Annotated in this window: 10 protein-coding genes; 3 read left to right on the plus strand and 7 right to left on the minus strand. The window is 69.4% G+C overall.

Annotated elements, in window-relative coordinates; genetic code table 11:
• Genes zwf through pgl form a run of 3 tightly spaced genes read left to right on the plus strand, consistent with a single transcriptional unit; the run spans position 1 to position 3,343 of the window.
• Positions 1–1,533, plus strand: a complete 1,533-nt coding sequence (gene zwf / locus ABR738_RS10430) for a glucose-6-phosphate dehydrogenase (RefSeq protein WP_350229691.1) — start codon at positions 1–3, stop codon at positions 1,531–1,533.
• On the plus strand, positions 1,530–2,564 hold the full coding sequence (gene opcA, locus ABR738_RS10435; protein ID WP_350229692.1) for a glucose-6-phosphate dehydrogenase assembly protein OpcA: 1,035 nt from the start codon (positions 1,530–1,532) through the stop codon (positions 2,562–2,564). The genes zwf and opcA overlap by 4 nt, the downstream gene beginning before the upstream one ends.
• The gene (pgl, locus tag ABR738_RS10440) at positions 2,561–3,343 is read left to right on the plus strand and encodes a 6-phosphogluconolactonase (RefSeq protein WP_350229693.1); all 783 of its coding nucleotides are present in this window, start codon (positions 2,561–2,563) and stop codon (positions 3,341–3,343) included. Before opcA ends, pgl begins: the two co-directional genes overlap by 4 nt.
• A gap of 84 nt (positions 3,344–3,427) precedes the next feature.
• On the opposite strand, the gene pgi is transcribed toward pgl, so the two are convergent.
• From pgi to ABR738_RS10475, 7 genes are all read right to left on the minus strand, one after another.
• On the minus strand, positions 3,428–5,080 hold the full coding sequence (gene pgi / locus ABR738_RS10445; RefSeq protein ID WP_350234514.1) for a glucose-6-phosphate isomerase: 1,653 nt from the start codon (positions 5,078–5,080) through the stop codon (positions 3,428–3,430).
• 247 nt (positions 5,081–5,327) lie between these two features.
• The gene (locus tag ABR738_RS10450) at positions 5,328–5,663 is read right to left on the minus strand and encodes an RNA polymerase-binding protein RbpA (RefSeq protein WP_003976875.1); all 336 of its coding nucleotides are present in this window, start codon (positions 5,661–5,663) and stop codon (positions 5,328–5,330) included.
• 113 nt (positions 5,664–5,776) lie between these two features.
• Positions 5,777–6,010 carry a preprotein translocase subunit SecG gene (gene secG / locus ABR738_RS10455; protein WP_261711188.1) on the minus strand — a complete coding sequence of 78 codons (234 nt, stop codon included), beginning with the start codon at positions 6,008–6,010 and terminating at the stop codon, positions 5,777–5,779.
• Between the two features lie 108 nt (positions 6,011–6,118).
• A complete protein-coding gene (gene tpiA, locus ABR738_RS10460) occupies positions 6,119–6,874 on the minus strand; it encodes a triose-phosphate isomerase (RefSeq protein WP_350234515.1) in 756 nt (251 codons plus the stop codon).
• 30 nt (positions 6,875–6,904) lie between these two features.
• Positions 6,905–8,116, minus strand: coding sequence for a phosphoglycerate kinase (locus ABR738_RS10465; RefSeq protein WP_350229694.1), 1,212 nt, complete (start codon positions 8,114–8,116; stop codon positions 6,905–6,907).
• Between the two features lie 120 nt (positions 8,117–8,236).
• Positions 8,237–9,247 (minus strand): type I glyceraldehyde-3-phosphate dehydrogenase, encoded by a 1,011-nt coding sequence (gene gap, locus ABR738_RS10470; RefSeq protein ID WP_350229695.1) that lies wholly within the window; start codon positions 9,245–9,247, stop codon positions 8,237–8,239.
• A gap of 206 nt (positions 9,248–9,453) precedes the next feature.
• Positions 9,454–12,414: a M14 family metallopeptidase gene (locus ABR738_RS10475; protein WP_350229696.1), complete on the minus strand. Its 2,961-nt coding sequence runs from the start codon at positions 12,412–12,414 to the stop codon at positions 9,454–9,456.
• Between the last annotated feature and the right edge of the window lie 118 nt (positions 12,415–12,532).

Consider the following 12,532-nt stretch of genomic DNA (forward strand, 5'->3'; position numbering starts at 1 on the left):
TTGACCGCGATTCGCCAAGCGAATCCGCTCCGTGACGCAGCAGACCGACGGCTCCCGCGCATCGCGGGGCCGTCGGGCCTGGTGATCTTCGGCGTCACGGGCGATTTGTCCCGTAAAAAGTTGATGCCCGCCGTCTACGACCTCGCCAACCGGGGTCTGCTGCCGCCGGGCTTTTCCCTGATCGGTTTCGCCCGCCGCGAGTGGCAGGACGAGGACTTCGCGCAGGAGGTCCACGACGCGGTCAAGGCGCACGCCCGTACGCCGTTCCGTGACGAGGTCTGGCAGCAGCTCATCCAGGGGATGCGCTTCGTCCAGGGCGACTTCGACGACGACGAGGCCTTCGAGACGCTGAAGTCCACGGTCCAGGAGCTCGACAAGGCACAGGGCACGGGCGGCAATTACGCCTTCTACCTGTCGGTGCCGCCGAAGTTCTTCCCCAAGGTCGTCCAGCAGCTCAAGAAGCACGGGCTCGCCGACCAGAAGGACGGTTCCTGGCGCCGCGCGGTCATCGAGAAGCCCTTCGGCCACGACCTGGTCTCCGCCGAGGAGCTGAACCAGGTCGTGCACGAGGTCTTCCCGCCCAACGAGGTCTTCCGCATCGACCACTACCTGGGCAAGGAGACCGTCCAGAACATCCTGGCGCTGCGGTTCGCGAACACCATGTTCGAGCCGCTGTGGAACCGCTCCTACGTCGACCACGTGCAGATCACGATGGCCGAGGACATCGGCATCGGCGGCCGGGCCGGCTACTACGACGGCATCGGCGCGGCCCGTGACGTCATCCAGAACCACCTGCTCCAGCTGATGGCGCTGACCGCGATGGAGGAGCCCGCCTCCTTCGACGCGGACGCGCTTGCGGCGGAGAAGACCAAGGTGCTCGGCGCGGTACGGCTGCCCAAGGACCTCGGCGCCTCCACCGTGCGGGCCCAGTACGCGGCCGGGTGGCAGGGCGGCGAGAAGGCCGTCGGCTACCTCCAGGAAGACGGCATCGACCCCAAGTCGAACACCGACACCTACGCGGCGATCAAGCTGGAGATCGACAACCGCCGCTGGGCGGGCGTCCCGTTCTACCTGCGCACCGGCAAGCGCCTCGGGCGGCGCGTCACCGAGATCGCGGTGGTCTTCCAGCGCGCCCCGCACTCCCCCTTCGACCACACCGCGACGGAGGAGCTGGGCCAGAACGCCCTGGTCATCCGGGTGCAGCCGGACGAGGGTGTGACGGTGCGCTTCGGCTCCAAGGTGCCGGGCACCTCGATGGAGGTGCGCGACGTCTCCATGGACTTCGCCTATGGCGAGTCCTTCACGGAGTCGAGCCCCGAGGCCTACGAACGCCTCATCCTGGACGTCCTGCTGGGCGACTCCAACCTCTTCCCGCGCGTGGAGGAGGTCGAGCTGTCCTGGAAGATCCTCGACCCGATCGAGAAGTACTGGGACGCCCACGGCAAGCCCGCCCAGTACCCCTCGGGGACCTGGGGTCCCGCCGAGGCGGACGACATGCTCGCACGAGACGGACGGAGCTGGCGCCGGCCATGAAGATCGACCTTACGGACACCACGTCCAGCAAGATCAACAAGGCGCTCGTGCAGGGACGCAGGGCGGTGGGCACCCCCGCCGTCGGCATGGTGCTCACGCTCGTCATCGTCACCGACGAGGAGAACGCCTACGACGCCCTGCGCGCGGCGAGCGACGCCTCGCGCGAGCACCCCTCGCGCACGCTCGTCGTCATCAAGCGCGTCTCGCGCTCGCCGCGCGACCGCACCGGCTCCCGCCTCGACGCCGAAGTACGCGTCGGCGCGGACGCCGGCACCGGTGAGACGGTCATGCTGCGCATGTACGGCGAAGTGCTCAACCACGCCCAGTCGGTGGTCCTTCCGCTGCTCCTGCCGGACGCGCCGGTCGTCGTGTGGTGGCCGGTGAACGCGCCGACCGACCCGGCACAGGACCCCCTGGGCGCGCTCGCCCAGCGCCGGGTGACCGACACCTACACGGCCGAGCAGCCGATACAGGAGCTGTCCGCGCGCGCCGAGGCGTACACCCCCGGCGACACCGACCTCTCCTGGACCCGCATCACGCCCTGGCGCTCGATGCTGGCCGCCGCTCTCGACCAGGTGGCCTGCAAGGTCACCGCCGCCGAGGTGGAGGGCGAGGAGTTCAACCCGAGCTGCGAACTGCTCGGGATGTGGCTCGCCGACCGCCTCGACGTGCCGGTCAGGCGCTCCCTCTCGCAGGGCCCGGGCCTCACCGCCGTACGCCTGGAGACGGACGGCGGCCCGATCGTCCTGGACCGCGCGGACGGCTCGCTCGCCACGCTGTCCATGCGGGGCCAGCCGGACCGCGCGGTGGCCCTCAAGCGCCGCGAGACCTCCGAGCTCATCGCGGAGGAACTGCGCCGCCTGGACCCCGACGACACCTACGCCTCCGCGTTGAGGTACGGCGTGGACAAGCTCGGCCACGGCCTGGAGGAGAAGACCGCGGGGGCCGGCAAGGACAGCGCCGACGACGCCGAGGCCAAGGCGGCCCCGGCGAAGAAGGCGGCGCCGGCCAAGAAGGCAGCGGCCAAGTGAGCACGCCGCAGCTCGTCGTCCACCGTGACAAGGAGCTGATGGCCGAGGCCGCCGCGGCCCGCCTCATCACCAAGGTCGTGGACGCGCAGGCCTCGCGCGGCTCGGCCTCGGTGGTCCTCACGGGCGGCCGCAACGGCAACGGGCTGCTCGCGGCCCTGGCCTCGGCGCCGGCCCGGGACGCGATCGACTGGTCGCGTCTTGACCTGTGGTGGGGTGACGAGCGGTTCGTGCCCGATGGCGACCCCGAGCGCAACCACACCCAGGCCCGTGCGGCGCTGCTCGACGCGGTGCCGCTGGATCCCGGGCGGGTCCACGCGATGCCGGCCGCGGGCGGAGCCTACGGCAACGACGCGGACGCGGCGGCCGCCGCCTATGCGGCCGAACTCGCCCGCGCCGCGGGTCCCGAGGACCACGGCCCGGTGCCGACGTTCGACGTGCTGATGCTGGGTGTCGGCCCCGACACCCATGTGGCGTCGCTGTTCCCGGAGATGCCCGGGGTGCGGGAGACCGAGCGGATGGTGGTCGGGGTGCACGGCGCTCCGAAGCCGCCGCCCACGCGGATCTCGCTCACCCTCCCGGCGATCCGGGCGGCCCGTGAGGTGTGGCTGCTCGCGGCCGGCGAGGACAAGGCGGGCGCGGCGAAGATGGCCCTGTCGGGTGCGGGCGAGGTGCAGGCCCCGGCGGCCGGCGCCTACGGCCGCGCCCGCACCCTGTGGCTCCTGGACGCGGCCGCCGCCTCCCAGCTGCCCAGGTCGCTGTATCCCCCGGCGTCCGCCTGACGCCCGACGCCCGACGCGAACGGCCCGGTCCTCCCCCACTCGGGGGCGGGCCGGGCCGTTGGTCGTTACGGGCGCCTCAGCGGCTCAACGGCCGCGCAGCGAACGGTACGTGGCGACCAGGGCCTTGCTGGAGGCGTCCAGGCCCGGCACGTCGGCGCCCTCGGTCAGGGCGGGCTCGACCCGCTTGGCGAGGACCTTGCCGAGCTCGACGCCCCACTGGTCGAAGGAGTCGATGTTCCACACGGCGCCCTGGACGAACACCTTGTGCTCGTACAGCGCGATGAGCTGGCCGAGGACCGACGGGGTCAGCTCCTTGGCCAGGATCGTGGTGGTGGGGTGGTTGCCCCGGAAGGTCTTGTGCGGCACGAGCTCTTCGGACACGCCCTCGGCGCGCACCTCATCGGGGGTCTTGCCGAAGGCAAGGGCCTGCGTCTGGGCGAAGAAGTTGGCCATCAGGAGGTCGTGCTGGGCGACGAGGCCCGGCAGCAGGCCGGCGACGGGCTCGGCGAAGCCGATGAAGTCGGCCGGGATGACCTTGGTGCCCTGGTGGATCAACTGGTAGTACGCGTGCTGCCCGTTGGTGCCCGGGGTGCCCCACACCACAGGACCTGTCTCCCAGTCGACCGGGTTGCCGTCACGGTCCACCGACTTGCCGTTGGACTCCATGTCGAGCTGCTGGAGGTAGGCGGTGAACTTCGACAGGTAGTGGCTGTAGGGCAGCACCGCGTGCGACTGGGCGTCGAAGAACGCCCCGTACCACACCCCCAACAGGCCCATCAGCAACGGCGCGTTGGACTCGGCGGGCGCGGTACGGAAGTGCTCGTCGACCAGGTGGAAGCCGCCCAGCATCTCGCGGAACCGGTCGGAGCCGATCGCGATCATCAACGAGAGGCCGATGGCCGAGTCGAAGGAGTACCGTCCGCCGACCCAGTCCCAGAAGCCGAACATGTTGGCCGTGTCGATGCCGAAGCCGGCGACCTTCTCGGCGTTGGTCGACAGGGCCACGAAGTGCCGGGCGACGGCGTCCTGACCGGCCCTCAGCTCGGTGAGCAGCCAGTCGCGGGCCGAGGTGGCGTTGGTGATGGTCTCGATGGTGGTGAAGGTCTTGGACGCGATGATGAACAGCGTCTCGGCGGCGTCCAGGTCGCGGACCGCCTCGTGCAGGTCGGCGCCGTCCACGTTGGAGACGAAACGGACCGTCAGATCCCGGTCGCTGAAGGACTTCAGGGCCTCGTAGGCCATCGCGGGACCGAGGTCGGAGCCGCCGATGCCGATGTTGACGACGTTCTTGATGGGCTTGCCGGTGTGACCGGTCCACTCGCCCGAGCGGATCTTCGCCGAGAACGCGGCCATCTTGTCAAGGACTTCATGGACGCCGGGCACCACGTTCTCGCCGTCGACCTCGATCACCGCGTCGCGCGGGGCGCGCAGCGCGGTGTGCAGGACGGCGCGGTCCTCGGTGGTGTTGATCTTCTCGCCGCGGAACATGGCGTCCCGCAGCCCCTCGACGTCGGTGGCCGCGGCCAGCTCGCGCAGGAGCGCGAGGGTTTCGCCGGTCACCAGGTGCTTGGAGTAGTCGAGGTGGAGGTCGCCGACCCGCAGGGTGTAGGCGGTGCCCCGGTCGGGCTCGGCGGCGAACAGCTCGCGCAGATGGGTCTCGCCCAGCTGCTCCCGGTGCTTGCCCAGTGCGGTCCACTCGGGCATCTGGTTGAGCCTGGTACGGCTTCCTGCGTTCATCTGCGGCATCAGCCCACTTCTACTCGTACGTGCGTACCTTTGCCCCGCTGCCCCTCCAACCTAATTGATCAGGCGGCGCGGGCAGGAATCAGCGCGGCGGTATCGGGCGCGAAGAAGCCAGGAGAGAGGCCGTGCGAAGGAGAACCAGAAAGAGAAGAGGGAAGGCGTGAGCGGGCGAGGCTTCTGCCCCGGACGCACCGAAGGGCCCTGCGGAGGAACCGAGTTCATCCCGTGGGCCCTTCATCCGTCAGATCTCGCCCCGCAGCTTGGCGAGTGCTTCCGCGAGGATCGCCTCGCCGTCCGCGTCGCTGCGGCGCTCCCGTACGTACGCCAGGTGGGTCTTGTACGGCTCGGTGCGTGGCGGGTCCGGCGGGTTGTCCCGGTCCTGTCCCGCGGGGAATCCGCAGCGCGGGCAGTCCCACGTCTCCGGAACCTGTGCGTCACTGGCGAAGCTCGGCTGCGTCTCGTGCCCGTTGGAGCACCAGAAGGAGATGCGCAGGCGCGGCGCGGACTCGCCCCGCTCGGCCTCGCCCATCGGCCCCGCTCCGACCCGGCTTCCCCGGATCGCGTTGCCACTTGCCACGGTCGTAACTCCCTGCGTGATGGTGCTCGAAGATGCCCCAGTCTACGTAAGGCCCAACGCGCGTCCAGCGATTGGAGTTACACCCCACCCCCGAAACGCCGGATGACGACGCTTTACTTGAGCTTCATCAGCAGACCAAGTACGACAATGCACGCGAACCACAACAGACCGATCACGATGGTGATGCGGTCGAGATTTCGCTCGGCGACCGAGGAGCCACCGACGGAGGACTGCATACCACCGCCGAACATGTCGGAGAGGCCGCCACCCTTTCCCTTGTGCATCAGCACCAGCAGCATCAGCAGCAGGCTGAAGACGATCAGGGCAATCGAGAACCCGACAATCACGGCTGGACCAACTTCCTAGGACTGATATGGCGACGGGGGCCGGGGGGACATTCCACAATCCCTGTCCCGGCCCCCGCAAGGGTACGACGGATCCGCGCTACCGCATACTTACTGGTCGCGGAAGCGGACGATCTTGACGAACTCGTCGGCGTCCAGTGCGGCGCCTCCGATCAGGGCTCCGTCGACGTCCGGCTGAGCCATGATCGCGGCGACGTTCCCGGCCTTCACCGAGCCGCCGTACTGGATGCGCACCTTCTCGGCGAGCTCCTGCGAGTACAGCTCGGCCAGGCGCGCGCGGATCGCCCCGCACACCTCCTGGGCGTCCTCGGGGGTGGCGACCTCGCCGGTGCCGATCGCCCAGACCGGCTCGTAGGCGATCACGATGGACTCGGCCTGCTCGGCGGGGACGTCCTTGAGGGCGCCGTCGAGCTGGGCCAGCGTGTAGGGGACCTGCTGGCCGGCCTTGCGGAGGTCCAGGCCCTCGCCGACGCAGAGGATCGGGGTCAGGCCGTGCTGGAAGGCGGCCTTCACCTTGGCGTTGCAGAGCTCGTCGCTCTCGCCGTGGTACTGCCGGCGCTCGGAGTGGCCCACGGCGACGTAGGCGCACTTCAGCTTGGCCAGCATCGGGCCCGAGATCTCACCGGTGTAGGCACCGGATTCGTGCGCCGAGATGTCCTGGGCGCCGTACTTGATCTTGAGCTTGTCGCCGTCGACCAGGGTCTGCACGGAGCGCAGGTCGACGAAGGGCGGCAGGACGGCGACCTCGACGGCGTCGTAGTCCTTGTCGGCGAGCGCGAAGGCGAGCTTCTGGACGTGTGCGATGGCCTCGAGGTGGTTGAGGTTCATCTTCCAGTTGCCCGCCATCAGCGGGGTACGGGTGCTGCTCACAGGTGTTCAGTCCTCCAGTGCGGCGAGGCCGGGAAGCGTCTTGCCCTCGAGGTATTCGAGGCTCGCGCCGCCACCGGTCGAGATGTGTCCGAACTTCGTCTCGTCGAAGCCCAGGTTACGGACGGCCGCGGCGGAGTCGCCACCGCCGACCACGGTGAAGCCCTTGCTGTCGAGCAGCGCCTGCGCGACGGCGGCGGTGCCGCCGGCGTAGTCGGGGTGTTCGGCGACGCCTACGGGGCCGTTCCAGAACACGGTCTCGGCGTCGGTGATCTTCGAAGCGAACAGCTCACGGGTCCTGGGGCCGATGTCCAGGCCCTCCTTGTCCGCGGGGATCCGGTCCGCGTCGACGGTCTCGAAGTCGGCCGGCGCCTTGGTCTTCAGGTCGGGGAAGTCCTTGGAGACCAGCACGTCGACCGGGAGCACCAGCTCCACACCGCTCTTCTCGGCGCGCTCCATGTACTCCTTGACGACCGGGATCTGGTCCTCCTGGAGCAGGGAGATGCCGACCTCGTGCCCCTGGGCCTTGAGGAAGGTGTACGCCATGCCGCCGCCGATCAGCAGGCGGTCGGCCTTGCCGAGCAGTTCGTCGATGACCGCGAGCTTGTCGGAGACCTTGGCGCCGCCGAGCACGACCGTGTAGGGGCGCTTGACGTCCTCGGTCAGCTTCTTCAGGACGCCGACCTCGGTGGCGATGAGGTGGCCCGCGTAGTGCGGCAGGCGCGCCGGCAGGTCGAAGACGGAGGCGTGCTTACGGTGCACCGCGCCGAAGCCGTCGCCGACGTACACATCGGCGAGGGCGGCGAGCTGGTCGGCGAAGGCGCCGCGCTCGGCGTCGTCCTTGGCCGTCTCACCGGCGTTGAAGCGCAGGTTCTCGACGACCGCGACCTGGCCGGGCTCAAGCCCGTCGACCGCGTCGTGGGCGGCGGCGCCGACGGTGTCCTGGGCGAACGCGACCGGCGCGCCCAGGAGTTCACCAAGCCGCTCGGCGGCGGGCAGAAGTGAGAACTGCGGGTCCGGGGCGCCTTTGGGACGGCCCAGGTGCGAGGCCACGACGACCTTGGCGTCGGCGGCGAGGAGCGCCTGAAGGGTGGGGAGCACGGCGCGGATGCGGCCGTCGTCGGTGATGCGGCCTTCAGCCAGCGGCACGTTGAGGTCGGCGCGGACGAATACCCGCTTGCCCGCGACGCCTTCGGCGAGAAGTTCGTCGATCGTCTTCATGTGAGGGTGGCTCCTTGAATGGTACGAGTCGGGGCGGTCAGGACAGGCGACAGGGCCCGCACAGCGCATCATCGCGCTGCCCGGGCCCTGTGGCTCACATCAGTGCCTACCGGACCGTGGTCAGAGCTGGCCGCCGACGAAGACGGTCAGGTCCACGAGGCGGTTGGAGTAGCCCCACTCATTGTCGTACCAGCCGAGGATCTTCACCGTCTTGCCCTCCTGGACCATGGTCAGGGAGGAGTCGAAGGTGCAGGACGCCGGGTCGCCCACGATGTCGGAGGAGACGATCGGGTCCTCGGTGTAGTAAAGGATGTTCTTCAGGTCGCCGTCGCCCGCGGCCTTCTTGAACGCGGCGTTGACCTCGTCCTTGGTGACCTCGCGCTGGAGCTCCACGACCAGGTCGGTGGCCGAACCGGTCGGGACCGGGACGCGCATCGCGATGCCGTCGAGCTTGCCCTTGAGCTGCGGCAGGACCAGAGCGGTGGCCTTGGCGGCACCGGTCGTGGTCGGAATGATGTTCTCGGCGGCGGCGCGTGCGCGGCGCAGGTCCGAGTGCGGGAAGTCCAGGATGCGCTGGTCGTTGGTGTACGCGTGGACCGTCGTCATCAGGCCCTTGACGATGCCGAAGTTCTCGTCGAGGACCTTGGCCATCGGCGCCACACAGTTGGTGGTGCAGGAGGCGTTGGAGATGACGTGGTGGTTGGCCGCGTCGTACTTGTCCTGGTTGACGCCCATCACGATGGTGATGTCCTCGTCCTTGGCCGGAGCCGAGATGAGGACCTTCTTCGCGCCGCCCGCGATGTGCTTCTCGGCGTCGGCCTTCTTGGTGAAGATGCCGGTCGACTCGATGACGATGTCGACGCCCAGCTGACCCCAGGGGATGTCGGCCGGGTCGCGCTCGGAGAGCACCTTGATGGTGTGGCCGTCGACCGTGATGGTGTCGGCGGTGTGGGTGACCTCGGCCTTGAGGCGACCCAGGATGGTGTCGTACTTCAGGAGGTGAGCAGTGGTCGCGGTGTCACCAAGGTCGTTGACAGCCACGATCTCGATGTCTGCACCCTGCTCAAGGAGCGCCCGGAAGTAGTTGCGCCCGATGCGGCCAAAGCCGTTGATGCCTACGCGGATCGTCACGAACCGATCTCCTCGTTAGGTACGCCGGGTACTCGACGCCGGCGAGTTGTATGGGATGTCCCCGACCGCTTACGACCCTACCTCCCCGGGGCCGCCAAGGTGACATCAGAGCGCCCGTATGGTTCCGAAATCACGCCCGGAACGGCCCGGAGGCCCCTACCTCGTGCGGGTACGGACCTCCGGAGACCCCATTTCGCTACGTGCTGTCAGCGGTCGAGCGCATGGAGTGCTTTTCTGACCACCTGCTTGCGGGCGGAGGACGAGGTGATGTTTTCCAGGCCGAATCCGAGCAGAACGGTGTCGCGGGTGCTGACGGCGGCCGAGGAGTGGAAGAGCGCCTGCGAGCGCGCCCAGTCCCCCCGGTTGCCGGGGCTGCCGGCCGGCGCCCCCGGAACGCTCCAGGGCCCCAGCGAGGCCTCGAAGCCCTCGGCCCCCTGCGGCGTGCCGCCGACCACGAGCCGGGTGTCGTCGACGAAGGCGCCGAGGCCCCCGGTGCCCGGGTCGGACACGTAGGAGACGGCGACCTCGACCTGCTTGCCCGCGTAGGCGCCGAGGCCGAAGGACACCTGCCGCCAGCCGTTGGAGGAGCCGGTGAACCGGTTCCAGACGCCGCTGGTGCCAGAGCCCGCGCAGGTGGGCGAGCCGGGGGTGAGGTAGTGCGTCAAGAAGGGGTGGTCCTTGAGCAGGAAGCCTTGTTCGCACTGGCTGGGCACGCTGGTGGTGGTGCCCCCGCGGGCGTCCGCCAGCGTCGTCCAGTCGTCCTGGCCCACCGTGTGCGCCTCGACGATCACCTGGTCGTAGCCGGGTTCGGTGTCGTAGCTGAGCTGGAAGTCCAGGCTCGGCTTCTGGGCGGCCGTCGTGCCCGCCAGATCGACGGTGCGGGCGAGCCGCATGTAGGCGTCGTCGCTGTGGCGCGCCGCCGCGAACCAGGATCCCTCGGCGGGCTCGAAGGGCGTGCGTACCCCGGGGTAGTCACCGGCGGAGGCACTCGTGAACTGCGGGAACCGCGCGGGCTTGAGGGTGTCGGAGGTGATGGTGTACGCGCCGGCCGCCGTCAGCGGGCTGCCGCCGGCCGCGCCCAGCGGGGCCTTCGCGCCCGCGAGCTTCCCGGCCCCGGCGAAGGCAGGCGGGGAGGCGAGCCCGGCCTTGTTGTAGGCGCCGAGGTAGTACTGCGAGAAGTCGTCGGACAGGGCGCCGGCGCCGAGGTCGACGCTGCCGCCGGCCTGCGCGCCGGCGTTGATCAGCTTGCCACCCTCGTTGACGAAGTCGCGTACGGCGAACGTGGTGGCGGCCGACGGCGCCCTTGCGGGGTCGCCGCCGGTGTACCAGAGGACGGTGCGGAAGTGGCTGAGCACACCCAGCGCGCTCGGGGCGCCCTTGGTCGCCACGTCCCACACCGCCGCCTTCACGCCGTTGTCGGCGAGCGCCCTGGTGTACAGCGCGGCGTTCTTGGCGGGGGCGGCGCCGCCCTCGTCGGCAAGGACCAGGGTGTCGCCCCTGGGCCGGCCGGCCACCGTGTACGTGAAGGGCGTACTGGACGTCCTGGCGCCCGTGGCGGTGGTGCCGGTGAACCACACCTCGACCTCGTCGCCGGCGTCCGCGCCCTCGACCTTGGCGCGGTACTGGTCGAAGCGGATGTTGTCCTCGCCGCCGAAGACCTCGCCGCCCTTCCAGGGCTCCAGCTCCTCGGTGTGCCTGCGGCCGTTGTTGATCCGGTAGTTGAGGGTCTTGTCGCGCACCGACTTGCGTACGGTGACGGCGACTTCCTGGTCGTCGTCGCGCGTGTACGACGTCGTGAACGTGTCCGGCGTGAAGTCGGGCGCGTCGATGCCGACCGAGGAGGAGGGCCGGTCGGGGTGGGCGGATGTCTCGGCGACCGAGAGCGCGAAGGGGATGTTCTTCTCGAACTCGCCCTGGATCAGCTTCTCGCTGTCGGGAAAATTGAAGTCGGAGGGGCAGTCCGCCGCGTTCCACGCGTCGTTGGGGTCCACGTTGGAGGCGGTGGTGCACGTCGACATCTCGGGGGTGAACATCATGGTGGCGTTGACGTTCGCCGCGTGCCCGTCGGCCTCGCCGTTGGTGGTGTACAGCGCGGAGGAGACCTCCGAGAGGTAGCCGGGGATGGCCGGCTTGTCGGGGGTGCCGGCCAGCGACTTGTACAGGACGTCGTCGGGCGTCGGCGTGGCGACCTGCCAGCCCACTCCGTACAGCAGCAGCTCGGCCGCCGAGTGGTAGTTGATCGCGTAGTTGAAGTGGATCCGCTTCTCGAAGGAGTCGAGCGCCTTGGTCTCGGGCTCGCTGCCCGCGCTCGGTCCCCGGTAGGTCTCGTTGGAGGGGTCGTCGGAGGAACCCTCGTTGTCGTAGCCCCACTTGTAGGGGAAGTTGCGGTTCGGGTCGACGCCGTCGACCGAGGTTATTCTGCCGTCGCCGTTGTTGTCGCGGAGGTTCTTGCGCCACAGGCGGTTGCCGGGCGTGAAGGTGTAGTCGTAGCCGTCCGGGTTGGCGGAGAGCACGAACCACAGCTCGGTGGAGTCCACGATCTTGGTGACGCGCGGGTCCTTGCCGTAGTTGTCGAGGTAGTAGTGCATCAGCCGCCGGGTCATCTCCGGGGTGATCCACTCCCGGGCGTGCTGGTTGGACATGTACAGCGTCGCGGGCTTGGAGCCGTCCTTGGACCTGGTGGCGCCCTTGGTGAGCTTGAGGGCGAGGATGTCCTGGCCGTCGACCGTTTTGCCGATCGACTCGACCTTGGTCAGGGACGGGTTGGCCTTGCCGGTGTCCAGGATCTCCTGCTTGAGGCCGCCCTTGCCGCTGTAGGGGCGGAACACGCCGTCACCCGCGGCCTTGAGGCGGCCGCGGGCCTGGGCGGAGACCTTGCGCTCGGTGAGGTCGACGCCCTTGCCGCGCAGGGCGGCGGCCTGGGCCTTGGTGAGGTAGAGCTCGACTCCCGCCAAGCCCTTGGCGGGCAGATCCGCGCCCAGTTCCTGGGCGTCGGCGCCCGCCTCCAGGAGCAGCGGCAGCTGTGCGCGGCTGACCTGGGCGTTCCAGACGACGATGCCCTCGCCGTCGGCTCCGCCCGGCCGGGCCTGGGCGGCGGCGGGCGCCGCCACCAGCCCAGCCGTCAGAAGTGACGCGGCGGCGAGGACCGCTCTGGCTCTTCGTCTCATGAGCCCCCCTTGCTGATGTGTGCCACGGACGTGGACAGACGTCAGGCTCATGACTCTTCATGATCATGTCAATACCGCGCCGGTTCGCGCCGGACCGGCTGGAAACGGCGGCCGGCGC

Origin of the sequence: Streptomyces sp. Edi4 (assembly GCF_040253615.1) — a bacterium.
Classification (GTDB): Bacteria; Actinomycetota; Actinomycetes; order Streptomycetales; family Streptomycetaceae; genus Streptomyces.

Bases quoted from the DNA above. Each gene is read 5' to 3' on its own strand.
- ABR738_RS10465 (WP_350229694.1), bottom strand. From the start codon at position 8,116: ATGAAGACGATCGACGAACTTCTCGCCGAAGGCGTCGCGGGCAAGCGG.
- pgi (WP_350234514.1), bottom strand. From the start codon at position 5,080: ATGAACGCAGGAAGCCGTACCAGGCTCAACCAGATGCCCGAGTGGACC.
- tpiA (WP_350234515.1), bottom strand. From the start codon at position 6,874: ATGGCGGGCAACTGGAAGATGAACCTCAACCACCTCGAGGCCATCGCA.
- ABR738_RS10475 (WP_350229696.1), bottom strand. From the start codon at position 12,414: ATGAGACGAAGAGCCAGAGCGGTCCTCGCCGCCGCGTCACTTCTGACG.
- opcA (WP_350229692.1), top strand. From the start codon at position 1,530: ATGAAGATCGACCTTACGGACACCACGTCCAGCAAGATCAACAAGGCG.